Origin of the sequence: Exiguobacterium sp. H66 (assembly GCF_018618705.1) — a bacterium.
Lineage (GTDB): Bacteria > Bacillota > Bacilli > Exiguobacteriales > Exiguobacteriaceae > Exiguobacterium_A > Exiguobacterium_A oxidotolerans.
The window spans coordinates 220,966-247,901 of the sequence record NZ_JACSMQ010000005.1 but is presented as its reverse complement, the minus strand read 5'-3'; the positions used below and the strand labels follow the sequence as shown (position 1 = coordinate 247,901).

General features: G+C 46.5%; 31 protein-coding genes. 17 read left to right on the top strand and 14 right to left on the bottom strand.

The features are described 5' to 3' along the window. The coding region (locus KNP88_RS15830; RefSeq protein WP_214893701.1) for a hypothetical protein at positions 1–132 on the bottom strand (132 nt) is incomplete at its 3' end. Between the two features lie 115 nt (positions 133–247). On the opposite strand from KNP88_RS15830, the gene KNP88_RS10615 reads away from it, so the two are divergent. Next, positions 248–523: a GNAT family N-acetyltransferase gene (locus tag KNP88_RS10615; protein ID WP_088836754.1), complete on the top strand. Its 276-nt coding sequence runs from the start codon at positions 248–250 to the stop codon at positions 521–523. Positions 524–836: 313 nt separating this feature from the next. Here KNP88_RS10615 and KNP88_RS10610 read toward each other — a convergent pair whose 3' ends face one another. Together KNP88_RS10610 and KNP88_RS10605 are read right to left on the bottom strand one after the other, a co-directional pair. Then, positions 837–1,163: an AzlD domain-containing protein gene (locus KNP88_RS10610; RefSeq protein WP_088836755.1), complete on the bottom strand. Its 327-nt coding sequence runs from the start codon at positions 1,161–1,163 to the stop codon at positions 837–839. Further along, positions 1,142–1,843, bottom strand: coding sequence for an AzlC family ABC transporter permease (locus KNP88_RS10605; protein WP_214893693.1), 702 nt, complete (start codon positions 1,841–1,843; stop codon positions 1,142–1,144). The genes KNP88_RS10610 and KNP88_RS10605 overlap by 22 nt, the downstream gene beginning before the upstream one ends. A gap of 167 nt (positions 1,844–2,010) precedes the next feature. On the opposite strand from KNP88_RS10605, the gene dhaK reads away from it, so the two are divergent. Genes dhaK through dhaM form a run of 3 tightly spaced genes read left to right on the top strand, consistent with a single transcriptional unit; the run spans position 2,011 to position 3,983 of the window. Continuing rightward, complete coding sequence (gene dhaK / locus KNP88_RS10600; RefSeq protein ID WP_214771793.1) at positions 2,011–2,979, top strand: dihydroxyacetone kinase subunit DhaK; 969 nt, start codon at positions 2,011–2,013, stop codon at positions 2,977–2,979. A 43-nt stretch (positions 2,980–3,022) separates the two neighbouring features. Continuing rightward, positions 3,023–3,625: a dihydroxyacetone kinase subunit DhaL gene (dhaL, locus tag KNP88_RS10595; RefSeq protein WP_214893691.1), complete on the top strand. Its 603-nt coding sequence runs from the start codon at positions 3,023–3,025 to the stop codon at positions 3,623–3,625. After that, positions 3,618–3,983, top strand: a complete 366-nt coding sequence (gene dhaM / locus KNP88_RS10590; protein ID WP_214893689.1) for a dihydroxyacetone kinase phosphoryl donor subunit DhaM — start codon at positions 3,618–3,620, stop codon at positions 3,981–3,983. Before dhaL ends, dhaM begins: the two co-directional genes overlap by 8 nt. Before the next feature lie 186 nt (positions 3,984–4,169). Here the strand turns inward: dhaM and glpK are convergent, their stop codons facing one another. The 4 genes from glpK to lexA all read right to left on the bottom strand — a co-directional run bounded on the left by glpK (position 4,170) and on the right by lexA (position 7,733). Then, positions 4,170–5,693, bottom strand: coding sequence for a glycerol kinase GlpK (gene glpK / locus KNP88_RS10585; RefSeq protein WP_214804973.1), 1,524 nt, complete (start codon positions 5,691–5,693; stop codon positions 4,170–4,172). A 41-nt stretch (positions 5,694–5,734) separates the two neighbouring features. Then, on the bottom strand, positions 5,735–6,436 hold the full coding sequence (locus KNP88_RS10580; RefSeq protein WP_214893687.1) for an MIP/aquaporin family protein: 702 nt from the start codon (positions 6,434–6,436) through the stop codon (positions 5,735–5,737). A gap of 178 nt (positions 6,437–6,614) precedes the next feature. Continuing rightward, complete coding sequence (locus KNP88_RS10575; protein WP_088836760.1) at positions 6,615–7,088, bottom strand: metal-binding protein; 474 nt, start codon at positions 7,086–7,088, stop codon at positions 6,615–6,617. Between the two features lie 30 nt (positions 7,089–7,118). Next, on the bottom strand, positions 7,119–7,733 hold the full coding sequence (gene lexA, locus KNP88_RS10570; RefSeq protein WP_029333297.1) for a transcriptional repressor LexA: 615 nt from the start codon (positions 7,731–7,733) through the stop codon (positions 7,119–7,121). Between the two features lie 206 nt (positions 7,734–7,939). On the opposite strand from lexA, the gene yneA reads away from it, so the two are divergent. The 7 genes from yneA (at position 7,940) to KNP88_RS10535 (ending at position 15,449) form a co-directional block, all read left to right on the top strand. Further along, positions 7,940–8,227 (top strand): cell division suppressor protein YneA, encoded by a 288-nt coding sequence (yneA, locus tag KNP88_RS10565; protein WP_029333299.1) that lies wholly within the window; start codon positions 7,940–7,942, stop codon positions 8,225–8,227. A 46-nt stretch (positions 8,228–8,273) separates the two neighbouring features. Continuing rightward, positions 8,274–8,927, top strand: a complete 654-nt coding sequence (locus KNP88_RS10560; RefSeq protein ID WP_214807759.1) for a YneB family resolvase-like protein — start codon at positions 8,274–8,276, stop codon at positions 8,925–8,927. Positions 8,928–9,040: 113 nt separating this feature from the next. Then, a complete protein-coding gene (locus KNP88_RS10555) occupies positions 9,041–9,277 on the top strand; it encodes a DUF896 domain-containing protein (protein WP_029333302.1) in 237 nt (78 codons plus the stop codon). Positions 9,278–9,484: 207 nt separating this feature from the next. After that, positions 9,485–11,473 (top strand): transketolase, encoded by a 1,989-nt coding sequence (tkt, locus tag KNP88_RS10550; protein WP_088836762.1) that lies wholly within the window; start codon positions 9,485–9,487, stop codon positions 11,471–11,473. Positions 11,474–11,581: 108 nt separating this feature from the next. Continuing rightward, a complete protein-coding gene (locus KNP88_RS10545) occupies positions 11,582–11,812 on the top strand; it encodes a YneF family protein (protein ID WP_012370001.1) in 231 nt (76 codons plus the stop codon). A 123-nt stretch (positions 11,813–11,935) separates the two neighbouring features. Then, a complete protein-coding gene (locus KNP88_RS10540; protein ID WP_029333305.1) occupies positions 11,936–13,693 on the top strand; it encodes an ABC transporter transmembrane domain-containing protein in 1,758 nt (585 codons plus the stop codon). Then, positions 13,683–15,449, top strand: coding sequence for an ABC transporter ATP-binding protein (locus KNP88_RS10535; RefSeq protein WP_214767393.1), 1,767 nt, complete (start codon positions 13,683–13,685; stop codon positions 15,447–15,449). The genes KNP88_RS10540 and KNP88_RS10535 overlap by 11 nt, the downstream gene beginning before the upstream one ends. Before the next feature lie 62 nt (positions 15,450–15,511). Here KNP88_RS10535 and KNP88_RS10530 read toward each other — a convergent pair whose 3' ends face one another. Then, positions 15,512–16,402 (bottom strand): SH3 domain-containing protein, encoded by an 891-nt coding sequence (locus tag KNP88_RS10530; protein ID WP_214893685.1) that lies wholly within the window; start codon positions 16,400–16,402, stop codon positions 15,512–15,514. Positions 16,403–16,850: 448 nt separating this feature from the next. Next, positions 16,851–17,045, bottom strand: coding sequence for an aspartyl-phosphate phosphatase Spo0E family protein (locus KNP88_RS10525; protein ID WP_029333310.1), 195 nt, complete (start codon positions 17,043–17,045; stop codon positions 16,851–16,853). Positions 17,046–17,256: 211 nt separating this feature from the next. On the opposite strand from KNP88_RS10525, the gene KNP88_RS10520 reads away from it, so the two are divergent. Continuing rightward, positions 17,257–17,955 carry a cytochrome c biogenesis CcdA family protein gene (locus KNP88_RS10520; protein WP_214893683.1) on the top strand — a complete coding sequence of 233 codons (699 nt, stop codon included), beginning with the start codon at positions 17,257–17,259 and terminating at the stop codon, positions 17,953–17,955. A 16-nt stretch (positions 17,956–17,971) separates the two neighbouring features. Further along, positions 17,972–18,454 carry a CcdC family protein gene (locus KNP88_RS10515; protein WP_029333313.1) on the top strand — a complete coding sequence of 161 codons (483 nt, stop codon included), beginning with the start codon at positions 17,972–17,974 and terminating at the stop codon, positions 18,452–18,454. A 98-nt stretch (positions 18,455–18,552) separates the two neighbouring features. Here KNP88_RS10515 and KNP88_RS10510 read toward each other — a convergent pair whose 3' ends face one another. Next, positions 18,553–18,978: a DUF2621 family protein gene (locus KNP88_RS10510; protein ID WP_214893682.1), complete on the bottom strand. Its 426-nt coding sequence runs from the start codon at positions 18,976–18,978 to the stop codon at positions 18,553–18,555. Positions 18,979–19,070: 92 nt separating this feature from the next. On the opposite strand from KNP88_RS10510, the gene KNP88_RS10505 reads away from it, so the two are divergent. Further along, positions 19,071–19,394 carry a hypothetical protein gene (locus tag KNP88_RS10505; protein ID WP_029333315.1) on the top strand — a complete coding sequence of 108 codons (324 nt, stop codon included), beginning with the start codon at positions 19,071–19,073 and terminating at the stop codon, positions 19,392–19,394. Between the two features lie 38 nt (positions 19,395–19,432). Here KNP88_RS10505 and KNP88_RS10500 read toward each other — a convergent pair whose 3' ends face one another. From KNP88_RS10500 to KNP88_RS10490, 3 genes are all read right to left on the bottom strand, one after another. Continuing rightward, entirely contained in the window at positions 19,433–20,737 is a 1,305-nt protein-coding gene (locus KNP88_RS10500) for a VOC family protein (RefSeq protein ID WP_214893681.1), read from the bottom strand. A 24-nt stretch (positions 20,738–20,761) separates the two neighbouring features. Further along, positions 20,762–21,775: a hypothetical protein gene (locus KNP88_RS10495; protein ID WP_029333318.1), complete on the bottom strand. Its 1,014-nt coding sequence runs from the start codon at positions 21,773–21,775 to the stop codon at positions 20,762–20,764. 91 nt (positions 21,776–21,866) lie between these two features. Continuing rightward, on the bottom strand, positions 21,867–22,307 hold the full coding sequence (locus KNP88_RS10490; RefSeq protein ID WP_159173733.1) for an RrF2 family transcriptional regulator: 441 nt from the start codon (positions 22,305–22,307) through the stop codon (positions 21,867–21,869). Positions 22,308–22,458: 151 nt separating this feature from the next. On the opposite strand from KNP88_RS10490, the gene KNP88_RS10485 reads away from it, so the two are divergent. From KNP88_RS10485 to KNP88_RS10475, 3 genes are all read left to right on the top strand, one after another. After that, complete coding sequence (locus KNP88_RS10485) at positions 22,459–23,259, top strand: hypothetical protein (RefSeq protein ID WP_214893680.1); 801 nt, start codon at positions 22,459–22,461, stop codon at positions 23,257–23,259. A gap of 219 nt (positions 23,260–23,478) precedes the next feature. Then, positions 23,479–24,366, top strand: a complete 888-nt coding sequence (locus KNP88_RS10480) for an ABC transporter ATP-binding protein (RefSeq protein ID WP_214893679.1) — start codon at positions 23,479–23,481, stop codon at positions 24,364–24,366. Next, entirely contained in the window at positions 24,363–25,169 is an 807-nt protein-coding gene (locus tag KNP88_RS10475) for an ABC transporter permease subunit (protein ID WP_214893678.1), read from the top strand. Before KNP88_RS10480 ends, KNP88_RS10475 begins: the two co-directional genes overlap by 4 nt. Before the next feature lie 219 nt (positions 25,170–25,388). On the opposite strand, the gene KNP88_RS10470 is transcribed toward KNP88_RS10475, so the two are convergent. Next, positions 25,389–26,636, bottom strand: coding sequence for an MDR family MFS transporter (locus KNP88_RS10470; RefSeq protein WP_214893677.1), 1,248 nt, complete (start codon positions 26,634–26,636; stop codon positions 25,389–25,391). Between the last annotated feature and the right edge of the window lie 300 nt (positions 26,637–26,936).

Below are 26,936 nucleotides of genomic sequence, written 5' to 3'. Positions count from 1 at the left end.
CTGTCTCCATCTGAGTAGGGTCGATTGTGTGACCCCGAAGAGTCTTGCGACTTCCCACAACGTGGACACTCCTTCTTCATAAGTTTGGATGGCATATAGTTTTTCACTAGCGGAACGCTTGAATTTGGACATAGAAAAAAGCTCCTTTCAAAAGTAAACAGTTTTTCTTATTTCAACTGTCTACTTTTTGGGGAGCATATCAATGGCTGTCCAAGTGGTGCTTTATCTTATGAACGGAGGGAAGCAAATGGAACTGAAACGAGCGGAACGTAAAATCGAAGCCCATCAGGAAGGTGCAGTGATTGGAGAAATCACCTACAGCGACACGAACAACGGCATGTGGATCATCGATCATACGTATGTCGATCCCGCGCACCGGAACCAGCAAATCGGCGAACAACTCGTTGCTGAAATCGTCAACTGGGCACGGGAAGTTAACGTCAAGCTACTGCCATTATGTCCGTTTGCGAAAAAAGAGTTTGAACATCAATCGGATTATCAGGACGTACAAGCAAATACGTGAACACAAAAATCTCCTCCAGTCTCTCAAGAACAGAGGAGATTTTTTCGAGTCATTGTTTGTGAGCCCTGACTTTCATTTTGCGAGAAACAACCATCGCACAGAAATAGGCGACGACGTACAACGCGACCAGTCCTTGTTTTAGCATATAGGGTAGATCCATTTGACTCGCGATCAGAAAAATCGCGCACAGCAATATCAAATAGGATACAAACTGCTTATTCGGCACATCAGGACCTCCTTCACTATCCATTAATTTCTATTTTAAAGATAACACAAAGGATGCATCGAAACATGTTAAAGATGAATGAAGTGCTTACAGATACAATCGTAGAAATGCCATGGTGACGACACCGGTCACGACCGTCCAGGATAGACTTTTGCTGAAAATTGCCACCGCCATCGTCGGTAGTGCTGCGAAGACATGAAGCGTCGAAATCGTCGGAAACGCGTCGTCTTGCGCGATGAGTAGATTTTGAAAAAAGAGGGCACCAAGCAGGCAGACCGGAATGAAGGAGAGCCATTCCGTTACGAGGCGTGGTAACGTCAGTCCATGAAGGACAAGAAACGGTAAGACGCGTGGAATCCAAGTGACGAGTCCACAAGCTAAAAAAAGAGCGATTAATTCTGGACGGATTTCCATCGTGTGATCACGACTCCTATACTTGCACCACCGAGCGTCGCGCAAAGAACGGCGACTTCTGGAGAAAAGTAGCGCATGGTGATGTAAAGCAATAGTAAGACGATCAGTAAGAGGCAACTGTTCACGGCAATGCGGGAACGTTCTCCTTCGAACTGTAAGTACAATAAGCCGATGAACATCGCCGTCAGGGCAAAGTCGAGACCGAAGCGCTCAGGATCAGGGAACCAACTGCCGACGAGTGCTCCGAGAACAGTTGCGACGATCCAGCTAAGGTATGCAGTCAAGTTCAGGCCATGCATGAATGACGGAGAGAGTTTGCTCTTTTGAGCAACATTCATCGCGACAGCGAACGACTCATCTGTCAGTAATGTCCCGACGCCGATCCGATCACGGATATGCCGGGTCTCAACATGCGGTGCAAGCGTCAGACTCATCAATAAGTGCCTGAGATTGACGATGAACGTCGTCAGGATGATGGCAGAAGCGGGACTATTTAATAATAAAAGACTTGTGATGATGAACTGGGCGGCACCGGCGTAAATGAAGACGGACATGAATCCGACTTCAAGAGGGGATAAACCGGAGGCACGACCGACGATGCCGGCAGAAAAGCCGATTCCGAGATAACCGAGAACAGTTGGTAAACAGGCTTTGATTCCTGCTTGGAATGAAGAAGACACGATACAATTCCTCCTTTTTTGACATGTAAGATGAGCATAGCATCCGTACTCAAAAATGGACACTAAGTGGTCAATATTTTCATATGTTTTCTTGACATAAGTTTGCTTGAATTGTGGTAAAGACTAAGTGGTAGTGCAAAAATTCGTTAGACGAAGGAGCGTTCAAGATGGATAAATTAATGCAAGATGCCAACCGATTCGTATCAGATATGGTGGAAGGTCTCGTTTTAGCTCATCCGGATTTATATGCGAAAGTCGACGGCGTCAATGTCGTAAAACGAAAAGAACCACTGAACGGAAAAGTTGCCCTCGTTTCGGGTGGCGGCAGTGGGCATGAGCCAGCCCATGCTGGTTTCATTGGTGACGGGATGTTAGCTGCAGCAGTTTGTGGAGAGGTCTTCACCTCACCGACACCAGATATGGTCCTTGAAGGGATCAAGGCAGCAGATGCTGGTAAAGGCGTACTTCTCGTCGTTAAAAACTATTCCGGGGACGTCATGAACTTTGATATGGCGAAGGAACTGGCAGAACTTGAAGAGATCGAAGTCGAGACGGTTGTCGTAAAGGATGACATCGCCATCAAAAAAGAAGAAGATCGCCGCGGTGTCGCGGGTACAGTCTTTGTCCATAAAATTGCCGGTGCGGCAGCGGCGGAAGGCAAGTCGCTTGCTGAAGTCAAAGCAATTGCCGAGAAAGTCATCGGAAGCGTGCGTTCGATTGGGATGGCACTTTCACCGTGTTACATGCCGGAAAGCGGAAAACCTGGTTTCGACTTACATGAAGATGAGATGGAAATCGGAATTGGAATCCATGGTGAAAAAGGAATCGACCGGAAACCGGTTGCGTCCGTTGAAGCAATCGTCACGGAACTGCTCGACCGACTGACAGCAGAAGTAACAGACAAAAAAGTCGCTGTCATGGTCAATGGTATGGGTGGAACGCCGGAATCGGAACTCTACATCACCTACAAGTATGTCGCGGAACAATTACAAGCAAAAGGCTACGACATCGTCCGTCCATACGTTGGAAACTATATGACATCGCTTGAGATGCACGGTTTCTCGATTACGTTACTTCCGGTCGACGACGAGCTCGTCGGTTACCTTGACGCAAAAACGAATGCAATCGGTTTTTAATCAAACTAAAAATTTTTAAAAGAAATAGAAGAGGTGGATTGAAATGAAGTTAACGACAGAACAGTTTCGTGAAAGTTTACTGAAGGCAGCAGCACAGATTGAAGCCCATAAAGATGAACTGACCGATCTTGATCGTGAAATCGGCGACGGTGATCACGGGATTAACATGTCACGTGGTTTTCAAGCCGTCCAAAAAGAATTAGAAGCACATGGTGAGTATGAAGATTTAGGTGATTTGTCAAAACAAGTTGGGATGACGTTAATCAAGACGGTCGGTGGGGCGTCTGGTCCGTTATACGGAACAGCGTTCGTCAAGTTCGCCGGAGCCTTTAAAGGGAAAAAAGAAGTGGAAGGGCAAGAACTGGCACAAGCTTTTGTTGAAGCGACGGAAGGCATCAAGATGCGTGGAAAGTCTGAATTCGGTCAGAAAACAATGGTCGACATTTGGACACCTTTCAATGAGGCCTTGAGCAAAGAGGCGGATTTAAACGCTGCACTCGAACAAGCGCTCCGTGATACAAAAGAACGTGTCGCGACGAAAGGGCGGGCTTCCTACTTTGGAGACGCGACAGTCGGCGTGCAAGATCCAGGTTCTTTATCGAGTGCACTCTTGTTACAAGAAATCGTGGAGGTGCTACATGGTTAATGTAATTCTCGTTTCACACAGTGAAAAACTGGCGACTGGTCTAAAGGAACTGCTTGCCGAAATGGCACCGGATACACCAATCCTGCTAGCGGCCGGTTTAGTGGATGGAAGCATCGGGACAGATGCTTCGCGCATTGAAGAGACGTTGAATGCGCTCGACGATGACGGTGTCATCTTGACGGATATCGGTTCTGCAACAATGAATGCGGAGTTGGCCCTTGAACTGTACAGCGGTGATAAAACGGTCCAATTCGTTGAGGCGCCGCTCGTCGAAGGGGCATTCCTCGCGGCTGTCTTAAGTGGTCAATCGAAGTCACTGACTGAAGTCGTTGACGGATTGAAAAATGAATTCGCCTAAATGATTCGCGTAAGACCGGTCTCCCTTCTAAGTCAGGTATCTGCCTGTTCGCTTAGAGGGGAGTTCTTTGGTGTGGGATTGAGAAGGTGTATGAATTAAAAGGTCAAAGACAAAAAAGAAGCGATTTCGAGTGATATCGAAATCGCTTCTTTTTAATAGAGTGGTGCAAAAGTCATCGTTATTCGATTAGACGTTTGCGTTGGCTTCTTTTTTATTCGGTGTGAAGGCCATTGTCGCTTCGACCGCTTTTTGCCATCCGGCATAACGTTTTTCGCGATCGTCTTCTTTCATTTCAGGTGTGAATTGATGGTTGAGTTTCCACTGCTTTTTGATTTCAGCTTTATCTTTCCAGTAGCCGACAGCGAGTCCAGCGAGGTAGGCTGCACCGAGTGCCGTCGTCTCATTGATTTCCGGGCGGTCAACTGGAACACCGAGAATATCCGATTGGAATTGCATCAAGAAGTCGTTCGCGACGGCTCCACCGTCGACGCGTAACGTTTTCAGTTCGATGCCGGAATCTTGCTGCATCGCTGTCAAGACGTCGCGTGTTTGGTAAGCGAGTGACTCGAGTGTTGCACGGACAAAGTGTTCTTTTTCCGTTCCGCGTGTCAATCCGAAGATGGCACCACGAACATCGCTATCCCAGTACGGTGCACCGAGACCAACGAAAGCAGGAACGACGTAGACACCGTCTGTTGAATCGACTTTCAAGGCGTAGCCTTCCGAGTCTTTCGCATGTTTCAGCATCCGGAGACCGTCACGTAACCACTGGATTGCAGAACCGGCAACGAAGATTGAACCTTCGAGTGCGTATTCCACTTTGCCGTCGACGCCCCAAGCGATCGTCGTCAGGAGTCCGTGGTCTGAAGAAACGGCTTTTTCGCCCGTATTCATCAACATGAAGCAACCTGTACCGTATGTGTTTTTCCCTTCGCCCGGTTCAAAGCACGTTTGACCGAACAAGGCAGCTTGCTGGTCACCGGCGATGCCGGCGATTGGAACTTCGAAGCCGAAGAAGTGATACGGGACTGTGTTGTCGTAGACTTCACTTGATTGACGGACTTCTGGCAACATCGATTTAGGGACAGTCAGGATTTCAAGTAACTCGTCATCCCATTGTTGTTCGTAAATGTTGTACATGAGTGTCCGTGAGGCATTCGTGTAGTCTGTGATATGTGTTTTTCCACCTGAGAGCTTCCAGACGAGCCACGTATCGATTGTACCGAAGAGCAGTTCCCCGTTCTCTGCTTGCTCACGTGCACCATCGACGTTATCTAGAATCCATTTGACTTTTGTTCCTGAGAAGTAGGCATCGATGAGTAAGCCGGTTTTATCGCGGAATTTTTGATTGAGTCCTTGTTCTTTTAGCTCATCACAAATGTCGGCCGTTTGACGCGATTGCCAGACAAGGGCATGATAAACTGGTTTTCCCGTTTCCTTGTTCCAAACGACTGTCGTTTCACGTTGGTTCGTGATTCCGATGCTCGCGATTTGACTCGGTTTGATGTCAGCCGTTCCGAGTGCATCCGCCATGACTGCTAAAATCGAACCCCAGATTTCATTTGCATCATGCTCGACCCAGCCTGGTTGTGGGAAGTATTGTTTGAATTCACGTTGAGCAGAGTTGACGATTTGACCATCATGATCGAAAATGATGGCGCGTGAGCTTGTCGTTCCTTGGTCGAGTGCTAAAATATACTTGTTTTCCATCTGTGAGTCCCCCTTGAATAGTTAAGATACCTAATGCTCAATCAAAATAGCAGTTGATAGATGAAGACGGCGATTGCGCCTCCGATGATTGGTCCGACAATCGGAATCCATGAGTAACCCCAGTCTGATGATCCCTTACCCGGAATCGGTAAGATCGCGTGGGCGATACGTGGACCAAGGTCACGGGCAGGGTTGATTGCATAACCCGTCGTACCACCGAGCGAAAGACCGATGACGACTACGAGGAGACCGACAATCAATGGATTGAGTCCGTCTGCAAACGTATTCGCTCCAAGCGCCAAGATACCAAAGACGAGAACGAATGTCCCGATGATCTCAGATACTAAGTTTGATCCCGTATGACGGATCGCTGGACCTGTCGCGAATACACCGAGTTTTGCGGCTTGATCTTCTGTCGCTTCAAAATGTTTCATGTAATGAAGCCAAACGAGTACTGCGCCAAGGAATGCTCCGACAAGTTGAGCAGCGATATAGATAGGTACATCTGCCCACGGTAAGTCAGAATTGAGCGCGAGCGACAAAGTAACCGCTGGGTTCAAGTGGGCACCACTGGATGCCGCGACGTAAACACCGGTCATAACGGCGAGACCCCAAGCGAGCGTGATGACAATCCAGCCACCATTTTCAGACTTGGTTTTCTTCAGAACGACACCGGCGACGACGCCATCCCCGAGTAGGATGAGAATCAATGTTCCCATCATCTCACTAATAAAATTACTCATGCAAAAACCCTCCCTTTGGATTAAAGCGAATAATGCCTTTCTATTTAAACCTAACCCGAATTGATAACGTTTTCAATACAAATAATTGAAATATAGGAATAGAAATTTTCAATATTTAGGTTTAAAAAAATTAGAATTGGATAATAAAAAGACTTTTTCCATGATTGAATGGAAAAAGTCAGGATCGACGTTTTTTTCGTTTCTTTTTAGGGCGGAACCAACTACTCGTATGATCAAGGATGATATGAATCGTACTTGCGGTCATTACACCGATAATAAAAGCAGGCATGACGTCAATCAATGAGTCGACCGTGCTTGCTTGAATGATTTCACTATAGAAGGCTAAAAAGAGAAGCGGAATCAATAAAGCAGCACTGTAGAGTAGGCGGATGACATCTCCGATGATTAAGCCATGCGACCAGATGGAGCGGTGCGGCATAATTTTGACGTATGGCATCCAAAGGACACGCAAAGGGCCAAAACGATAGTAAGGTTCCGATTTTAAGTCTAAGTCGGGCGAAAGCCATAATGTCCCGACGGCGATTCCGACAGCGGTCGGGAGCCAATCCGTTTGGTTCGTTGCGACCGAATAAACAACATATCCCGTGAGGGCAACGGAGTTGACCGTATCATGTACATTTCCAGAAGGCATGAAAAAAGACCAGCTCAGCTGGTCCCTCTCTTAGTGAATCGTCCGGTAAACGCCGATGACCTTGCCAAGAATCGACACGTTATCGAAATACATCGGGTCCATCGAGTCATTTTCTGGTTGAAGACGTACCTGTTGATCTTCTAAGAAGAACCGTTTGACTGTCGCTTCACTATCTTCGGTCATCGCAACGACAATCTCCCCGTTTTCTGCTGTGTTTTGTTGACGCACGATAACACGATCGCCATCAAGAATACCTGCATTAATCATCGATTCGCCATCAATCGTCAACATAAAGACGGTTTCATTTCCTACATAATGTGCAGGGAGTGGGAAATGCTCTTCTATGTTTTCAATCGCAGTGATCGGAAGTCCGGCAGTTACCTTGCCGATAACGGGGACATGGACGATCGCTTCGTTGATTTCTTCAGGTTTATCAAGCAATATTTCAATCGCGCGTGGTTTCGTCGGGTCACGGCGAATCAGTCCACGTTTTTCTAGACGATCCAAATGACCGTGTACCGTTGAGCTTGAAGCAAGACCAACAGCTTCACCAATTTCGCGAACTGAAGGTGGATAGCCCTTTAACTTCACTTCAGCGATGATGTAGTCAAGGATTTCTTGTTGACGTTTAGACATTTTCCGCATACGAATTGCCACCTCTTTCCGGATTGGTTTTTTTAGGATTTAGGAATATATGTTTCTAGAATTACTATAACATAGAACAAATGAGCGTACAAACAATTGTTCGATGTTTTTGTGTTGACCGAACACTGGTTCTGTGTTTATTATAGATTATGCGAACAATTGTTCCGAGAACATTTATTCTAATAACCTATTTGGAGGGATTCATGATGATTCATTCTATTCGTACTCATGCCTTTTCAATTCTGTTTTATACGCTCAGTTTTGCCTTCATTCTTTTTCTTTTAACACCACGACCGGATGAAAAGGTCCACCAATTACTCACGGCGTCAGTCACGGTCGATGAGAACGTAACGGTCGAACAAGTTGCAGAAGTCTACAATGATGGTTCGATGACGAACCAGGAATACATTGACTGGCTGATCAAGAACAATGAGCTCGAAACAAAACATGTCATTTCGAAAGACAAAATCGTTGTACCAATCGCACAACAATGACAGAATATAAAAGTTGTTGAATGAACGAACAGGGGTGTGAGGTACGATGAAAGTAGTAATCTACTGTCGCGTCTCGACGGAAAAAGAAGCACAAGAGAGCTCACTGGAGCGGCAAAGAGCAGAACTGTCGGGACTCGCTTTAACAAAAGGATTTGAAATCATAGATATCATCGTCGAAAAAGAAAGTGGCTATGATGTAGAGCGAGAAGGGATGTTAACCGTTCTGGATTATGTAACGCGTCATCTGGTGGAAGCGGTGCTCGTGACGGACGATACACGAATCGGACGAGGAAACGCCAAAATCGCGATTTTGCATACGTTCAAAAAACATGATGTCCAGTTGATGACGATGGAGTCAGACGGTGAATACAAACTGGCGGATGCGGAAGCAATGGTCCTCGAGATCGTTTCACTCGTTGAGGAATACCAGCGTAAGCTCCACAATGCAAAAATTGCACGCGGCATGCGACGGGCTGTCGATAATGGTTTTAGACCCGAACAAAATCTCAATCGGCAAGGCGAGAATGCCGGCCGCAGTCGAAAGGAAGTCCCGATTGAAGAAATCGTTCGATTACGTGAACTTGGTTTGACGTTTGCTGACATCGCGACGACCTTACGCGGCATGGGGCATGATATTTCGAAAGCGACGGTCAACCGGCGTTATCTTGAATATAAAGAAGTTGTCCAGTCTTATGAATGAAAGCAGGTGTTGTGTCATCTTGACGCGACAAACTTGCTTTTTTTTTTCGGGTCTTTTACAGTAAGGTTACTATTAAAGTGCTCCGCGTTGAGTCAAAGAGAAAGAGGGATATTATGTTATCACAAGAACAACTCGATCGAATTAATGAACTTGCCAATAAATCAAAAGTCGAACCGTTAACGGAAGCTGAGACGGCGGAACAAAAAGAATTAAGAACGGCCTATTTAGAAGCATTTCGTGGTTCGTTCAAAAATCAAATGATGGGCATCAAAATCGTTGATGAAGAAGGAACGGATGTTACGCCTGAAAAATTGAAGCAAGCACAAGAAGAAGAACGCAATAAACAGTAAGCAAGTTTTGTATGAACGAAAGCTGCGTCGCTCAATCCGTGAGCGAGGTAGCTTTTTTAATGGGAAAATCAGTAATGTGTATCATGAAAGTTGCTTGAAAAGGGCAATAGAGAGCGCATTCATTTTAATGTGACATACTATTTAGAAAAGTTGTATCACATTTCTGTGTGTGCTAAAATGATATAGAATTTGTGAAAAAGAGAGAGGATGATTGTTTTGACGAACATGACAACAGTAGAATTATTAGCAGTAAATACGATTCGTACCTTATCAATTGATGCAGTACAAAAAGCGAACTCGGGCCACCCGGGAATGCCGATGGGTGCAGCACCGATGGCATTTACATTATGGGCGGATCATATGAACCACAACCCTAAAAATCCAGAATGGTTTAACCGTGACCGTTTTGTACTTTCAGCAGGACACGGTTCAATGCTTCTCTACTCACTCCTCCATTTATCAGGATACGACCTCGCGATGGATGACTTGAAGTCATTCCGTCAATGGAACTCAAAAACACCGGGTCACCCGGAATACCGTCACACAGCAGGTGTCGATGCGACGACTGGTCCACTCGGGCAAGGCATCGCGATGGCCGTCGGGATGGCGATGGCAGAACGTCACCTCGAAGCGAAATACAACCGTGACGACCTAAACGTCGTCGACCACTTCACATACGGCATTTGCGGAGACGGTGACTTAATGGAAGGTGTCTCTGCAGAAGCGGCTTCACTCGCAGGACATTTAGGTCTTGGTAAACTCGTCGTCCTGTATGATTCAAACGATATCTCGCTTGATGGCGACTTGGACAAGTCATTCTCTGAAAACGTCCAACAACGTTTTGAAGCATACAACTGGCAAGTCATCCGTGTTGAAGATGGAACGGATATCGATTCGATTTCAAAAGCACTCGACGCGGCGAAAGCGGAAACAACAAAACCGACATTGATCGAAGTCAAAACGGTTATCGGATTCGGTTCGCCGAACAAATCAGGGAAATCGGCTTCACACGGTGCACCACTCGGCGATGCGGAAATCAAGTTGACGAAAGCAAGCTACGTTTGGGATCATGAAGAATTCTATGTACCGGAAGAAGTCAAAGACTTGTTCGAGGAGCGCATCGAAAAACGTGGCGCTGATACAGAAGCAGCATGGACGGAAAAAATGGAGCAATACAAAGCAGCACATCCGGAATTGCACGCTGAGCTTGTTCAAGCGATCAACAATGAATTGCCGAGCAACTGGGAAGCAGATCTTCCGACATATGATCTGACATCGAAAAAAGCAACACGTCAGACGAGTGGAGAAGTCTTAAACGCTCTTGCGAAAAACATCCCATCAATCTTCGGGGGATCAGCTGACTTAGCTGGTTCGAACAACACGATGCTAAAAGGCGAAGCTGACTTCGATATCGATCCAAGCGGCCGTAACATTTGGTTCGGTGTCCGTGAGTTCGCGATGGCAGCAGCTGTTAACGGAATGGCACTTCACGGTGGCGTCATCCCTTACGGTGCGACATTCTTCGTCTTCTCAGACTACTTGCGCCCGGCAGTCCGTCTTGCAGCATTGATGGGGATTCAATCAATCTTCGTCTTGACGCATGACTCGATCGCAGTGGGAGAAGATGGTCCGACACACGAGCCAGTCGAACACTTGATGAGTTTCCGTGCGATGCCGAACTTGACGGTCTATCGTCCGGCAGACGGAAAAGAAACGATTGCCGCTTGGAAAACAGCTGTTCAATCGAAAAACAAACCGACGTTGCTCGTTATGACACGTCAAGGTTTACCTGAACTGGAAGGCACGACAGTCGAAGGTGCTGAAAAGGGTGGTTATGTTATCGCAGGTGACGTAAACACAGCAGATACAATCTTGATGGGAACGGGTTCAGAAGTTCACTTGCTCGTCGAAGCACAAAAACAACTGGGTGAAAAGGTTGCGGTCGTTTCACTTCCATCATGGGAGTTGTTCGAAGCGCAAACAGCTGAGTACAAAGAATCTGTCTTACCAAAACGGATCACGAAACGTCTTGCGATCGAAGCAGGCGCGTCACTCGGTTGGTACAAGTACGTGGGAACAGAAGGACAAGTCATCGGAATCGATCGTTTCGGCGCATCGGCTCCAGGAGACCTTCTATTAAAAGAGTACGGCATGTCTGTCGAAAATATCTTAGAAACAGTCAAGCAACTCGGATAAGTGGAACAGGTGCGCGTTCATGCGCACCTTTTTCATGCATTATCTATGCAAACGGTTAGAATTATAGTATAGTAAAAAGCGACGTTTTAAGTTAGAGGAGGAAGCAACTTGGCTACATGGATTTGGATTTTAATTGCCCTTCTTTGCTTGGTAGCAGGTGTCGCCCTTGGTTTCTATATCGCTCGTCGATACATGATGAACTATTTGGAGCAAAACCCGCCAATCAACGAAGATATGATTAAGACATTGATGATGCAAATGGGTCAAAAGCCATCACAAAAGAAAGTTAACCAAGTGATGCGTTCAATGAGTGGTTCGATGAAATCACCTAAAAAATAAGCAGTTTCAAAAGGAGGCCCTTGTGGTCTCCTTTTTGTTTGCTATTTACTGGAAAGATGGCTAATCTAAAATGTGAGACTATTTAAAATACTCAATTGATTTGAAAAAGGGGGGGAGACTTGAATGGGAGTCTTCAAGAAATTGAGTTGGTTTTTCCGACTTGAATGGAAAGCATATAGCATCGGCATCATTTGTTTGATTTTTGTCGCAGGTCTCGAAGTGATTCCACCAAAAGTCATCGGGACGACGGTCAATGGATTAAGTGACGGTACATTGACGAAAGAGCGATTGTTTACACTCGCCGGGGTGCTCGTGTTGATCGGAGTCTCGACCTACGTCATCCGTTACTTTTGGCGTTTTTACATCTTCGGCGCATCGATCCGATTGGGCCGGTTGTTGCGGAGTCAGCTTTATGGTCACTTTTCAGATTTAGACCAATCGTTTTATAAGAAATATCGAAGTGGAGACTTAATGGCGCATGCGACGAATGATGTCCAAGCGGTTTCAATGACGGCAGGGGCAGGGATTTTGACGCTCGTCGATTCTGTGACAATGGGAAGTTTTGTCGTTGTCATGATGGTGACGACAATCAGTTGGAAACTGACGCTCGTTTCCCTTCTGCCGATGCCGTTGATGGTCTACTTGACATCGCGTTACGGAAAGATGCTGCATTCCCGTTTTCATGATGCACAGGAAGCCTTTTCTGACTTGAATGACAAAGTAGCAGAAAGTATCAGTGGCGTCCGTGTTTTAAAAGCGACGGGTGAAGTCGAGTCAGACGTGACGACATTCACATCGTTATCGGACGACGTCGTTCAAAAAAACCGTCGTGTCGCGAAAATTGATGCGTTGTTTGATCCAACGATCTTTGGACTCGTCGGTTTATCGTATATCATCGCCGTCGGATACGGAGCATATTTGTTACAACAAGGGGAAATCCGGATCGGTGACATCGTCGCCTTCACTACATACTTAGGTCTCTTGACGTGGCCGATGCTCGCATTCGGCTGGTTATTCAATATCGTCGAACGAGGACGTGCTTCGTATGATCGAATCGAACGGATGCTTGCCGTGGAGCCGGAAATTAAAGATGCGAAGGAAGCGGTGACGACCGTCGATTCACCACGACTCGATATCGCGATTGACCGTTTTATCTATGACACACAGCCGGTTCTCGAACAGATTGATGTCACACTCGAGCCTGGAAAGTCGCTCGGAATCGTCGGGCGGACAGGTGCTGGAAAGTCGACGTTTGTCCGGTTATTAACCCGCGAATATGATGTCAAACAAGGGGCTATTCGAATGGGAGGGCAAGATATTAAACAACTCCTCCGCGAAACGGTCCGGAAGCAGATCGCCGTCGTCCCGCAAGACCATTTCTTGTTCTCAGCATCGATTGCGGACAATATCGCTTTTGCGAAACCGGACGCTTCGATGGAACAAATCATGGAAGCAGCTCGTGTTGCTGCTGTCCATGACGATATTCTTGGTTTTAAAGAAGGCTACGCGACGATGGTTGGAGAACGTGGCGTGACGTTATCCGGTGGACAAAAACAACGGATTTCGATTGCCCGGGCGTTACTCGCCGACTGTCCGATTTTAGTGCTCGATGACGCGTTATCGGCCGTCGATGCGAAGACAGAAGAGGCGATCATCGATCATTTCCGCACGGCTGATAACGAACAGTCGCAAATCATCGTCGCCCATCGTTTGTCGGCCGTTTCCCATACGGACGAAATCATCGTTCTCGACGCGGGACGGATCATCGAACGGGGGACACATGAGCAGTTATTGCGGCGAAAAGGCTGGTATAAAGAAACGTATGACCATCAACAACTCGAATCATTAGTTGAACAAGGGGGTGGACCGTTTGAATCATGATATCAATGAAAAAGACGTCTTGAAGCGTCTGCTTCGGTTTGTCGGTCCCTTTAAGAAACAAGTCTTTGTGGCGTTCCTTCTCTTATTGGTCACGACGGGTGCGAAACTCGGAGGACCTTATTTAGTTAAAATCTTCATTGACAACTATGTCACGACTGGTAATTATCCAGTCCAGGAAGTCGCCTTATTATTTAGTGCCTACCTCATCTTGCATACGACAGGGATTATCGTCGATTATTTGCAAGCATTTGAATTTCAAAAAATCGCGTTAAAAGTCATTCAGCGCTTACGGATTGATGTGTTTCGTCACGTCATGCACCTGCGACTCGCTTACTTTGACCGGACACCGGCTGGGGTTTTAGTCTCGCGGATCACGAATGATACGGAAGCGATCAAGGAACTCTACATCGGCGTCCTCTCGACGTTTGTCCAAAGTGGTGTCCAATTGATCGGAACTTATATCTTCCTCTATTTCTTGGACCCGACGCTTGCGACAATCGCACTTGTCTTACTGCCTGTATTTTATTTCGTCATCTGGATCTACCGCAAGTACTCGACGAAATATTATGCAGAAGTCCGCGATTTGTTATCGAAAATCAATGCGCAGTTAAATGAATCAATCAACGGGATGGCGATCATTCAGCAATTCCGCCAAGAAAAACGATTAATGGCGGAATTTGAAGAGACGAACGTCGCCCACCAAAATGGTCGTTATAAAAACTTAAAGCTCGACAGTTGGTTACTTCGTCCGATCATTGAACTGATGCTGGCGCTTTCAATCGCGACACTCGTCACGTACTTTGGATTCTTATCATTTACGGAGACGGTTCAAGTCGGTGTCGTCTATGCCTTCATTAGTTATCTTGAACGCATTTTCCAACCCGTTCAACAAATCATGCAACGGTTGTCTGAATTCCAACAGGCGATTGTTTCGGCCGACCGTGTGTTTAAGGTTCTCGATACGGATGAGCCGGAACCGACGAAAGGGTTGCCTGGTGCAGCGAGCGTCACGGATGGACATATCGTCTTTGAAGACGTGCGGTTCAGTTATGATGGAGAGACGGAAGTCTTGAAAGGGATTACCTTTGAAGCGAAAAAAGGACAGACGATTGCCCTTGTCGGTCAGACGGGAAGCGGGAAAAGTTCAATCATCAACATCTTGATGCGGTTTTATGCCTATCAGTCGGGACGAATTTTGATTGATGGAAAACCGCTCGAACAGTTACCGGAAGATGAATTACGGCGTCACGTCGGACTTGTCCTGCAGGATTCGTTCCTCTTTACGGGAAGTGTCGCTGATAACATTCGGTTGTTTGACGATCGGATTTCGTTCGGAACCGTTGAAGAGGCGGCCCGTTTCGTTCAGGCGGATGGTTTCATTCACCAACTTGACGAGGGATACGATAGCCCGGTCGCCGAGCGCGGGGCAACGTTCTCAGCCGGAGAACGGCAATTGATTTCATTTGCACGAACGATGGCGCGTGATCCAAAAATCTTAATCTTGGATGAAGCGACAAGTTCAATCGATACGGAGACGGAAGAGAAAGTCCAGACGGCATTGAAACGAATGCGGGAAGGGCGGACGACGATTGCAATCGCTCACCGATTATCGACGATTCAGGACGCCGACTTAATTCTTGTGTTACATCAAGGGGAAGTCGTCGAACAAGGAAATCACCAAACGTTGATTGCGAAAGACGGACTCTATAAAAAAATGTATCAATTACAGTCGGGTCATGTGACTTCGATTACGTAAATGCACACAAAAAGGCCTGCCAGGCGATCTCGCCCGGCAGGTTTTGCTGTTACTTTTTTTAATTAGTAGACAGTTACTGTGACGTTTTGGCGTCCCCAGTTGATTGCTTCTTGTTGTGAACCAACGAGAAGGTCAAGTTTGTTACCTTGAATTGCGCCACCACGGTCGAGAACGATTGCTTCACCGATACCTGAAATGTGCATCCGTGTGCCAATCGGGTATTGTGAAGAAGCTGCTACGATACGCATACCATTGTACGTGATCGTGTTTGTTACATCATAACCGCTAGCAGTCAATGCACGACCGTTGTAAAGCTGGCTACCGTTGCTTGATGGATCGTTCGTGTATGCACTTACGTTCATCGTCACTTTAGTACCAGACTTCGCTGAAGTCGTTTGTTTAGTTGCAGTAGCCGGTTTAGCCGCTGGTTTTGGTGCTGGTTTTGCTTCTGCTTTAGGAGCTGGAGCTGCTGAAGTCGAAGCAGTAGAACCAGAAAGTGTAGTGTAAGCACTATGCACATAGCGCGTTTTACCATCGATTGTTGTTTTAATCCAAGAACCGACTTTACTTTCTACGTTTACTGTTTCACCTTTATACAAGTTACCTACATCTTTCGAGTTCGTAGTAGGTTGTGTCCGAACGTTTAATACTGCCGTAGTGACTGTAGCTTTTTTAAAGTCGAATGATGAGGCAGCAGTAGTATATGCGCCATGTACATAACGTTTTTGGCCATTGATGCTTGTTTTGATCCATGCACCAGAACGTCCTTCGACATTTAATGTTTGCCCTTTATATACGTTACCTACGTCTGCTGATGCTGTTGTAGGTGCTGTGCGAACGTTGAGTACTGCTGTGTCTACTTTTACCGTCTCTGAGGCAGCCTCTGTCTCTTGGGCGAATCCTACTGATAGAGCCGTTGCTGCAAGTCCTGCAGCGAAAACTGCTTTTTTCATTATTGATGTCCTCCTGACATATGCTGTGTTTACTGTTCCTACTCTACACCCCGAAACCGGGTAGTGCGTTTACAGGTCAATGTCATTAAAGTTACAAAAGAGGTCAGTGTGACAAACAGATTGCAAAAAGCGTGTTTTTGTCATTAGTAGGTCATAAAGCATGGTTTTTAAGTCGGTTCATAAGTCTTTATGCCTATATAAAGAATAAACGGAAGCAATTGTAATGTACAAAAGTCATGAATCAATCCCTTGTCTAAAAATAAGTTGAACCATCTTCTAATCAGACCGGAGGCGAAGTTTGAGAGAAGAAGGGGGGCATGACAATGAAAAAGCGATTGAACAAAAACAAACCCTCTGAATGGAAAGAGGGTTTGCTTAAAAAGGATTAGTGATCAAACAAGTACACTTAATGGAAGGTGCCACGAAATGACTGCATTGAATTTTCGTTTTATGTGAGGAGCCGCTCATTTGAAGAGCCAACGGCATAAGTTTGCATAATCCGTGTGTACTCGACTAATAACAGATCGAGTTCATGACTGAGCTTCAATACATGTGGGGAGGTGAAACTAGACCGATCTGCTTGAAGATACAGTTCGCTTCGTTTTGCTTCAATTGCTAAGGTCAGTAATTGTTGGCTTGTCATAGCAGTCTCCCTTACATTGGTGTCGTATCCATATTCTAGCAAGTGATTATTCGGAGTGCAACGAAATTTTAGTAAGATAAAGTAAATGTAATTTTTTTGTAATTTGAGAAGTCACGAATCTTTCTTATCTTTTGTGAGATAATAGGTGCTAAATGATGCGGAGTTTGGCAAAATAGAGAAGAACTTCTTCTTATAGAAAGGAGCTGCTGAAATGGAGCTCTCGTTGTGGTTAGCATTTGGGGCAGGGTTACTGTCATTCGTGTCTCCCTGTACGCTACCGTTGTATCCGGTATTTCTTTCGTACATTACCGGAGTATCTATAACGGATTTAAAAGAAAAAGGTGTCCGGGAAAGACGTTCACTTTTCCATACACTCGCCTTTTTAGTCGGGTTCGCACTCGTATTCGTCGTCCTTGGATTATCGACGTCACTCTTTGCGGACGTCTTCATCACGTATCGCGATACATTACGGATGGTTGGGGCCCTCGTAATTTTCGTCTTCGGGATCGTCTTAGTCGGTTTATGGCAGCCGACGTTCTTGATGCGTGAAAAAAAATTGAATCTTGGTGAACGCAAGGGCGGTTACATCGGTACAGTCCTCGTCGGAATCGGATTTGCGGCAGGCTGGACACCATGTACAGGTCCAATCCTTGCTGGTGTCATCGGTCTAGCGGCGACGAATCCGAGCCAAGGTATGCTCTACATGCTGTTTTATGTCCTTGGATTTTCGATTCCCTTCTTATTAATGGCCTTTTTTGTTGGACGTTCGAAACTCCTTGTCCAGTACAGTCTCAAAATGACGAAATTCGGTGGCGCCTTGATGATGGTCTTCGGAGTCATGTTGTATTTCAATGGCTTGAGTAAATTTGCGGCCTGGATGAGTGATATCGTTGGATTTACAGGATTTTAATCGAGGAAGTGATGAGATGATTTGGATATCAACAGGGGTTGCGCTCGTGATGGGGTTACTCATCAGCTTCATACGGGTGAAGGCGTCGGCGAAACCGACAAATGCCAAAAAGATTTTAATCCCTCCGTTCGCGATGTCGACCGGGATGTTGCAATTTTTATACCCGGCATCTCGTCTGACATGGACGGAGGTCGCGGAAGCATTGATTGTCGGGATGATTTTCAGTGTCTTCTTGATTAAGACGTCAAATTTTTATGAAGCAGAAGGTCAAATTTATTTGCAACGTTCAAAAGCATTTTTTATCGTCTTATTCGGAATCTTACTCGTACGGACGGTCGCAAAATTTGTGATCGGGGGTCAAATCGATATTTTTGAGACAGGTGGAATTTTCTACCTCGTCGCGTTCGGAATGATCGTCCCGTGGCGGATCGCCATGTATCTGAAGTACAAACAAGTCAAGTCGGGGATTGTTCCCGTCGAACATTTACCACAATCATGAAAAATGACCGTCTTGTCCGATTTAATGGACAAGGCGGTCATTTTTTGAATACATCACATAGAATCTCGTTCACTCAAAGTAGATTGATTCTGCCATCATTAACTTTGGAAGTAGAGTTCGTATTCACGCCAATCGATTGCGTGTTCTTTTAAGGCTTTTTTCAAAAAATTATGATCACGTTTTGGAGTCGCTGAAATATATCCTTTGACGACAAGCTCTGACGTCATGACCGATGCACGTTCTTCAAGTGCGAACTGACCGATCCGTCCGGCAATTTTCCGCCGTGCGACGTCACGAAACGCCGCCGGAACAGGCATGACGAGGGCATTCAATAACTCCATTGTCTCGTCCGTCCACAAGTGTCGTGTTTGGTCGATGTACTCATCTTCCCAATCCATCATCGATTTGCCGTCTTCTTTCGGGAGTTTTTTTAAGAACTTCCGGAACATGAAGAAGCCGCCAATCGCCATTAGTGTAATCATGATAAAGCCCCAGAGCAAAATTCCGTTCATGAACCATGCCATCCGTGACTCATCCCCCTTTCAACATCATTTATAGATTAGCATAAATGGTTTTCTCATGCTATGATGAATGACGGAGAAAGTGAGGAGAAGAGATGTTACAGCCATATGTACAATTAGATGAATCCGGACGACCGCAAAAGGGGAACTTACCCGAGACAGCAGACGGTCGCGTCGTCGAATTTTATTATGATACGAGTGGAACGGAAATCACGGTCGTATTCGTGACAATTCCTGCTTTTGATGCCAGTCGCAAGCGGGCATTTACCGTCGGGAAGACGTTTAAGACAATCTCGACTCTTGAAGATTTTACATTAGTGAAATATGACCTTATAGATCATCAGATCCTCGCGACACTTGAAATGTTCGCCGATGGATCGAAGCGCCAAATCGACGCTTCGAGATTGCTCGACTATTAAAAAAAGAAGGAGACGCGGATTGCCGCGACTCCTTCTTTTTATTTCGCGTTTAGCGTGATTTGATCATGGTCAAGCTCGGCGATCCCGCCAATCGGGAACGTAAATAAAGGTTCCGTGTGACCGAAATCCGCATTCGCGATGACGGGGATGGTTTTAAGTTGCGGGTAGAGACTGACGAGATAACGTAAATGTTCTTCCGTCATCTTCGTTGTCAGTTGGAACCGGCCGAAGACGATCCCGCGGATTTCGTCAGCGCCCGGTTGTGCCAGTAACGAAGCAAAATCACGGGCAAACGTCGCCGGATGGACTTCGTAGTCGTCTTCTAAGAAGAGGACGGCTTGACGTAAATCGGGGAAAAACGGCGTTCCTTGTAATAAGTTCAACGTACAAAGGTTCCCCCCGAGAATCCGACCACTCGCTTTTCCACTCGCTAAAACGAGGTGCCCGTCGTTCAACGACGTGACGGTCCGGCCGTCAAACGAGTCATGCCAGTTGACGCTCGGACGAACGGAGATCGCTTGGACGTCGAAGAACATTTTTTTGAAGTAGTCGAGCGTATAGGCGTCACGCGAACTGAGTACGCGTAGCATCGGTCCTGAGTAGGTGACGAGACCTGTTTTTGTGAAAATCGCATTACTGAGCGCCGTAATGTCAGAGAACCCGCAAAGAATCTTCGGGTGGGTCCGAATCAAATCGTAGTCGAGTCCCGCAAGCAATTCGTTTGAACTGAAGCCACCGCGTACGCAAAGAATCGCGTTGACGTCGCTGTCGGCGAAAGCGGCATGTAAATCGTCGATTCGGCAAGCCGGGTCGCTCGAACCGAACGGATTGACGGCGCGGGCATGTTGACTGATTGAGACGCGGAGTCCGAGCGTTTCTAACAGTTCGATGGCGTCATTGATGATTTTTTCATCGACACTCGCTAAGCTCGAAGCAGGCGCAAGGAGACGGACATGCGAACCTGCCTTTAGTTTATCCGGAGTAATCGGCGTCAACTGGCTTTCGATACACTCGATCCGGTTTCCGAACGGATCCTCCGTAAACAATCGCCGGCGCGGTGCAAGCCGATCGTCAAACGTGACCGGATGACCGGCTTTATTCAAGCGCTCGGCGACACCATCCAAGTCGGGAAACGTGAGGCCGGGATGTGCTTTTTTAGCCGGCTGAAAATTTTGTTCGATGCCAACGTGAATCGCTGCAGCGTGACTTGTAAACCAAACGCCACCCGTCGCACGGACACCGACGGGCTTTTCGACTTCTTTCATATGTAGTAGCCCGGCATAAAAAGCCCGGGTCGCATCTTCTGAAGCAGGTGGCGCAGCTAACTGAACATGATCAAGCATGACGACACTTCCTTTCGTGGTGCATCAACCGACAAATTGTGTGACCCGTTTAAGTTCACGTTCGACAAAGTCTAGATAGAAGGAACCGTCAATGCGGTGGTCAAGACTTTGGGCAATTTCATAAATATTCGAACGGAGCAATCCGAGATAGCCGGCTTCTTCTTTACGGGCTGATCGGTAAGAGGCTGCGTAATGAGCGAGTAAGAACTGAAGGTAGCCGCGATCTGTCAAAAGCGGAATCAATTGTTTTTTCTCTTCCATCGACCAGACGTAATTCGGGTTGTAATACATTTCGGCATAAAGATGATACGGTTCGTCACCACCTGTGAAGAGGGGCTTGACGCGGCGTACTTCTTGTGTGAGTTTCTCCATCCAATCGAATCGGTCCTGTTTACGACTGATGAACAATGGCAAGATGTACGGATGTGCCTGGTCCGGCATCCGTGAACAACCGCGCTCGTGTCGGATTGCTGCATACAATAGAAGTGCCCGGTCTTCGAAACCACGTTCAATCGCATACGTCATCCGGCTGAATCCTTCACACGACGGACAGTCACTCAGTTCATCGGAAGGGGCATCAATCCATTCTTCCAAGTATTGATCCGCTTGTTCTTCGTCACCAAGTTTACTGTAAATCATGAAACCGATATAATCACGGGTCCGCGCAAATCCGTTGGCGTCACAAAAGTCGCTAAAACGTTCATAATCCGCCTCTAACAAAGCGATCGAAACGTCTTCTTGTTCAGCGGCATAAATCAAATACGATTTATAGTTCCAGTACAGGTCAAGCTCCTGTTTATGTGTCAGTGTCAGTTCGTCCTTACGAATCCAGTCCATCAATAATGAAAACGAGACGAGGAACGAGCGGAAATGTCCGAGATCAAACTGGTTTTGAGAAAAGGTCCATAATGCTAAGGGGCGAAGTGAATCGTCGGTCGTATCTTCAAAAATCGTCCAAAGTGATTCGCCACGTTCGAGTGACGGATTTTCCTCTTTCAATCGAAGATATAGGCTATTGAGTTCTTCATGAGGGTTCATCTGTACCCCTCCTTTCTTATATGAGTATACCACGCAGCGGATGAGAAATCGTTGATGATGCGGGCGCAACAAAAAATGATTCCGCTACGCATCAATTGCGCGTTGGAATCATTTCAAGAATTTGTGGATGCAGTTCATTTGCCGGATGCAGTAAATCCTGGATCGTATAACTATTAAGTACCTGATGGAACGCTTCAATCGCTTCATCAAAGGCAGTTCGTGCAGGGTCAAGAGATGGATGTTCCACCATTCCCTCTTGCGGGTCCAAAAAGTGAGTCGTTGGTTCGAACAACTGCACGACGTCACCGAGATAAATTTCATCCGGAGGACTTGCTAAGCGAAATCCACCACCACGACCACGGACAGAATGAATCAGACCATTTTGTCCTAAACGATAGACGACTTTCATCAGATGATTTTTAGAAATGTCGTAACAGTCCGCTACTTCCTGGATTCGGACAAGTCGATCCGCATGTGCGCCTGCGAATAAAAGCGACCGGATCGCATAATCCGTATAACGTGTCATGCGCATATATATCACCTACTTACCCTAGATTCTAAAATGGACAGGAGAGAAGAACAAGTTTAAATGTGTTGGATGAAACAAGTATTTACTATACTTTTTTGAAGATTGTTTTTACTTAGGGGTTCGGGCATAATGAGGGGGAAAGGTAGGTCATGGTATGCATTTTGATCAAGCATTACACCTCTTACAAAAGATTGGTCCGGAAGTGGATAAACGCGGTTTCCGCATCGCGAGCCGGTTTTATGATCAGTTAGAAAAAAATCATAGCCGACAGCTTGAACAAATGGGACAGCAGGACATGCGTTTACAAAATCGTGAACTTCGGATTTTACGCCTCAGTCGCCTGTTGCATCACGTGACGAACCAACAAGAACCGAGTGAGTTGTTTAAACTCATTTTACTCGAAGAAATCAATCAAACGAAATCGTTCATTCTGTCTTACCCAGAAATCGTCAGTCAGGAGATCCTGCTCGCCGTGCAATGGGAATTTGAGCTTGAAGCGACAGACCCATTGCTCGAGGCATGGTCTGTCGTCCATCACCAACTCGTCGATACGTGTCGTCATTTTTGTAAGTATTCTTCTCGTGACGACTCGAGGCAGCTTGAAGTGCTGTTAATCGCAGAAACACATCATTTAGGTGCTGTCATTGACGAAGCAAGGTATGCTTTGACGAATCAACGGAAAACGACGCTCGTCCATTTTAACGACATGAAGGTGCTCTCGGCTAAGTTGATGATGACACTCGAAGGACTTATTCAAAAGGGACTTGTTTTCCATACTATACACCAAAATAGTACGGATGAAGGGGCGGCTGAATTTTTAGAGATGATTGCAAGCGACGACCCGATCGTATTCGTCAGTGGATCGAGTCGGTTCATTGCGGACGTCCAACAGATCCTCGAGCCGTTACCGGTTATCTTTGGTCCATTTGTCGCCGATAATGCATTGCCATCTTAATGAAGGATTGCCTGAAACGAGTTATTTTAAGTACGAGAGCGGATACCCCTGATGTTTTCGAGGGATATCCGCTTTTTTTGTCGAATTAGCGTTGCTCGTGCGCAAGCTGGTTGGAATAACGGACTTTTTCAGCTGAAAGAGGAGAACTGTTCGTTTTTCTTGAAAGGTATTAAAAGTATCAATGCCGGAGAATTCTTTCAAACTTTCAGGAGGGGTGACATGATTAACATCGAGAATCTGACGCAACAGTTTTCAAACGGAAAAGGAATTTTTGATGTCACGATCAATGTGGAGAAAGGCGAAGTATTCGGGTTTCTCGGACCGAACGGTAGCGGAAAATCAACGACGATTCGCCATTTGATGGGATATATGAAGCCGCAACGCGGGCGGGCGACGATAAAAGGGCTCGATACGTGGGCAAATCAGGCGCAAGCGCGAAGTCACGTCGGTTATTTACCCGGCGAAATGGCGTTCCTCGACGGAATGACGGGGCTTGCGTTCCTCAACATGATGGCCGGTATGCAAGGATCAGACAATCCGGACAGACGTGACGAGTTGATTAAAAAGCTCCAATTCAACCCGAACACACCGATTCGCAAGATGTCAAAAGGAATGAAGCAAAAGATTGGGATCGTCGCGACATTCATGCATGACCCGGAAATCTATATCCTCGACGAGCCGACGTCGGGACTCGATCCATTGATGCAGAACTTATTCATCGAACTCGTCCTTGAAGAAAAAGCACGTGGCAAGACCTTCTTGATGTCGTCTCATAGTTTTGCTGAAATCGAGCGGACATGCGACCGGGCAGCGATTATTCGTGACGGAAAAATCGTCGCGACAAAAAATATTCATGAGTTGCAGACGATGCAACGAAAATCATTTAACGTCACGCTCGATGAAGAAGTGGCTGTAGCCGCTCTGCTTGCTTCCGCCTTGACGACGGAGCGAATCGACGTGCGGACGGTCCGGATCGAACTCCGTGGGAATTATGATTTACTCATCCAAACGCTCGCCCCGTATCACGTCAAGAACATCAGTGCCGATGACCAAAGCTTGGAACAAATTTTTATGGATTATTATAATCAAAAGGAGTTGGGGAAATGAATCTCGCCCTTTATCGTCATATGATGCAGCTCCATCTGAAGATGTTTTTTGGTTTCGGGGTCGGCTCAGCCATTTATGTCACGTTGATTACCTCCCTTTATCCGTTGCTCGACGACAACATGGAACAGATTGACGACATGATGCAGATCTTACCGGAAGGAATGATGCGGGCATTCGGAATGGAGTCGATCAGCAACTACGGTCAATTCATCTCGGCCGAATACTATGGTCTGTTTTATCTCTTAATCCTGGGTGTCTTTAGCGTGATGGTCGCGATTCAACTCGTCGCACGGCTCGTCGATCGCGGCTCGATGGCCTATCTTTTATCGACGCAGGTTTCACGAACGAAAGTCATCGTCACACAAATGCTCGTCTTAATCAGTGGTTTAATTGTGATTCATGTTTTGACATTCGCAGGCGGGGCGCTCGCAGCACGGTTCTTAATCGATACGGACCGAATCGCACTCACTGAGTTTTTCCAAATCAACTACGTCGGGTTTTGCTTGTTCTTAGCCGTCAGCGGTTATTCGTTCTTGATTTCCTGTTTGTTCAACGATGAAAAAAATGCTTTTGCGGTCGCCGGTGGTGTAACTTTTCTATTTTACGGCATGAACATGATGGGGAAAATCGTCATGAAAATCGACTGGATTCGGCATTTTACGCCGTTTTCGCTTTATGAACCTGGAAAAATCGCCAGTGGGGAAGGAGAGGTCCTCGTCTCAGTAATCATTTTAATCTTGATTGGTCTGCTGAGCTATGGTCTTGCCATCGTCCTTTTCCGGAAACGAAACTTGCCGTTGTGACTTTTTCTTGTGTGAGACACAAGGTGATGTCCCTTGCTCCTAACAGAGAACGAGCAAGAAACGGGAGAGAAACACCGTTCAATGCAACTAAAAAGACAAGCGATTGATTTGATTAAAATCTAAATCGCTTGTCTTTTAGTTTTTTACAGGAACAGGTTAAAGCAACTATTTAGTATTTTTTTAAGTTTACTACCAACTTCTTCTTTAAGACCATTCACCTTACGCCGACTCGGACAATCGTTTCGCACGGCGAATCGAACGATCGAGTGCCAAGTAGACAAGTCCGGATAAACAACACGCGACCCCGATGGCGCCAAGCGCATAGTCGCCGTGACCGGATTCGAGGAACAACGACCCGAGGAGCGGTGCCGTTACGCCACCAATCAACCACTGCACGCTCGCGGCACCATTATACGTTCCCCGTAAGTGAACCGGCGCAATTAAAGCGATGAACGTCATTTGGACCGGTGACATGATCATTTCGCCGATGGTATAAAGGGCATAAATGACGAGTAAGAGAATGACGATGACGATATAATCCGTTCCGAGCGAGAAGAAGTAGGACGGGACGAAGGCGAGTAAAATCATGCCGAGTCCGAAGACGCTTGCGCCGAGTAACATGACTTTCCCGAACGATTTTCCGGATAGCTTCGCAGCAATCGGAAATTGGAACAGGACGACCATGATGCCGTTCAGTCCCATCAAGTACGGGAAAGGATTTTTTTCGTCCGGCAATCCCGGTAAGGCTTCTTTTAAGAAGACGGGTAACATGTTTTCGACGAGCGTGAAGCCCATCGAGATGAAGACACCAGCCGCAATGAAGATTAAAAAGACATGGTCCTTTCGTAAGACGGTCAGTGAAGAAAGTTGTGGTGTATCCACCGGATGCTCGATTTTTTTAGGTTTCGTCTCACCAATGAACAGCAGGAGGACGAGGGCATAAAGTACATAAACAATAGCCGCTCCATAGAAAATCAAGGACCGATCGATGAAGAGGACGGCACTGCCGATCAATGGACCGAACGCGGCCCCGATGTTATGTCCCATCCGTAAGAGACCAAACGATTCATTCAACCGTTCCGGTGGTGTGACATCAGCGACCATCGCGCTCGCTGCCGGGTGGAACAGAGAATTTGTCAGGCCGAGCGTCGCGTTTAAGATAAGCAACGGCCAAAATGTATCGGCAAACGTAAAACCGATTAGGGCGAGCGCATCCCCGACGATGGCGATGACCATCAACGGTTTGCGGCCGTAAATGTCGGCGAGGTGCCCTCCGAGGAACGACCCGAACAACGCGGAGATCGGACCGATCGCCATGATGACGCCGACGAGGAGGTACGAATCGAGTTGGTCGGCGTAATAGAGTACAAGAAATGGTGCAATCATGAACATCATGATGCCGGTTAACGTTTCCCCGACGAACCGGATCCAGATGTTACGGTCGAGCAGTTTTAATGAGTTGAACATAAATAAAACCCCTTATTATTCCGTTTTTAGACAATAGAAAAGACGGATACGCACAAATATGGGCATACCCGTCCTGATATAAGGGGGCAGCATGTACGTATACGCATACGCACACCCTGCTTAATTTTAAAAAAATTAAACGATTGGGTGACGTACAATGATCGCAGATGAGTTTGATACCTGAATCTGTCGCTGTGCTTGTGGCTGTTTCATGTGTACGTCTCCTCCTTCTAGTTAGTTAACTTCCTCGTCATCGTATAGAACATCAGGACGAGTTGTCAACTAAAAATCTGAAAATTA

Excerpts from the sequence above, each read along its gene's own strand:
- KNP88_RS10615 (WP_088836754.1), top strand. The coding sequence starts at position 248 with ATGGAACTGAAACGAGCGGAACGTAAAATCGAAGCCCATCAGGAAGGT.
- KNP88_RS10610 (WP_088836755.1), bottom strand. The coding sequence starts at position 1,163 with ATGGAAATCCGTCCAGAATTAATCGCTCTTTTTTTAGCTTGTGGACTC.
- dhaK (WP_214771793.1), top strand. The coding sequence starts at position 2,011 with ATGGATAAATTAATGCAAGATGCCAACCGATTCGTATCAGATATGGTG.
- dhaL (WP_214893691.1), top strand. The coding sequence starts at position 3,023 with ATGAAGTTAACGACAGAACAGTTTCGTGAAAGTTTACTGAAGGCAGCA.
- dhaM (WP_214893689.1), top strand. The coding sequence starts at position 3,618 with ATGGTTAATGTAATTCTCGTTTCACACAGTGAAAAACTGGCGACTGGT.
- glpK (WP_214804973.1), bottom strand. The coding sequence starts at position 5,693 with ATGGAAAACAAGTATATTTTAGCACTCGACCAAGGAACGACAAGCTCA.
- KNP88_RS10580 (WP_214893687.1), bottom strand. The coding sequence starts at position 6,436 with ATGAGTAATTTTATTAGTGAGATGATGGGAACATTGATTCTCATCCTA.
- KNP88_RS10575 (WP_088836760.1), bottom strand. The coding sequence starts at position 7,088 with ATGCCTTCTGGAAATGTACATGATACGGTCAACTCCGTTGCCCTCACG.
- lexA (WP_029333297.1), bottom strand. The coding sequence starts at position 7,733 with ATGCGGAAAATGTCTAAACGTCAACAAGAAATCCTTGACTACATCATC.
- yneA (WP_029333299.1), top strand. The coding sequence starts at position 7,940 with ATGATTCATTCTATTCGTACTCATGCCTTTTCAATTCTGTTTTATACG.
- KNP88_RS10560 (WP_214807759.1), top strand. The coding sequence starts at position 8,274 with ATGAAAGTAGTAATCTACTGTCGCGTCTCGACGGAAAAAGAAGCACAA.
- KNP88_RS10555 (WP_029333302.1), top strand. The coding sequence starts at position 9,041 with ATGTTATCACAAGAACAACTCGATCGAATTAATGAACTTGCCAATAAA.
- tkt (WP_088836762.1), top strand. The coding sequence starts at position 9,485 with ATGATTGTTTTGACGAACATGACAACAGTAGAATTATTAGCAGTAAAT.
- KNP88_RS10540 (WP_029333305.1), top strand. The coding sequence starts at position 11,936 with ATGGGAGTCTTCAAGAAATTGAGTTGGTTTTTCCGACTTGAATGGAAA.
- KNP88_RS10530 (WP_214893685.1), bottom strand. The coding sequence starts at position 16,402 with ATGAAAAAAGCAGTTTTCGCTGCAGGACTTGCAGCAACGGCTCTATCA.
- KNP88_RS10525 (WP_029333310.1), bottom strand. The coding sequence starts at position 17,045 with ATGACAAGCCAACAATTACTGACCTTAGCAATTGAAGCAAAACGAAGC.
- KNP88_RS10520 (WP_214893683.1), top strand. The coding sequence starts at position 17,257 with ATGGAGCTCTCGTTGTGGTTAGCATTTGGGGCAGGGTTACTGTCATTC.
- KNP88_RS10515 (WP_029333313.1), top strand. The coding sequence starts at position 17,972 with ATGATTTGGATATCAACAGGGGTTGCGCTCGTGATGGGGTTACTCATC.
- KNP88_RS10510 (WP_214893682.1), bottom strand. The coding sequence starts at position 18,978 with ATGGCATGGTTCATGAACGGAATTTTGCTCTGGGGCTTTATCATGATT.
- KNP88_RS10505 (WP_029333315.1), top strand. The coding sequence starts at position 19,071 with ATGTTACAGCCATATGTACAATTAGATGAATCCGGACGACCGCAAAAG.
- KNP88_RS10500 (WP_214893681.1), bottom strand. The coding sequence starts at position 20,737 with ATGCTTGATCATGTTCAGTTAGCTGCGCCACCTGCTTCAGAAGATGCG.
- KNP88_RS10495 (WP_029333318.1), bottom strand. The coding sequence starts at position 21,775 with ATGAACCCTCATGAAGAACTCAATAGCCTATATCTTCGATTGAAAGAG.
- KNP88_RS10490 (WP_159173733.1), bottom strand. The coding sequence starts at position 22,307 with ATGCGCATGACACGTTATACGGATTATGCGATCCGGTCGCTTTTATTC.
- KNP88_RS10485 (WP_214893680.1), top strand. The coding sequence starts at position 22,459 with ATGCATTTTGATCAAGCATTACACCTCTTACAAAAGATTGGTCCGGAA.
- KNP88_RS10480 (WP_214893679.1), top strand. The coding sequence starts at position 23,479 with ATGATTAACATCGAGAATCTGACGCAACAGTTTTCAAACGGAAAAGGA.
- KNP88_RS10475 (WP_214893678.1), top strand. The coding sequence starts at position 24,363 with ATGAATCTCGCCCTTTATCGTCATATGATGCAGCTCCATCTGAAGATG.
- KNP88_RS10470 (WP_214893677.1), bottom strand. The coding sequence starts at position 26,636 with ATGTTCAACTCATTAAAACTGCTCGACCGTAACATCTGGATCCGGTTC.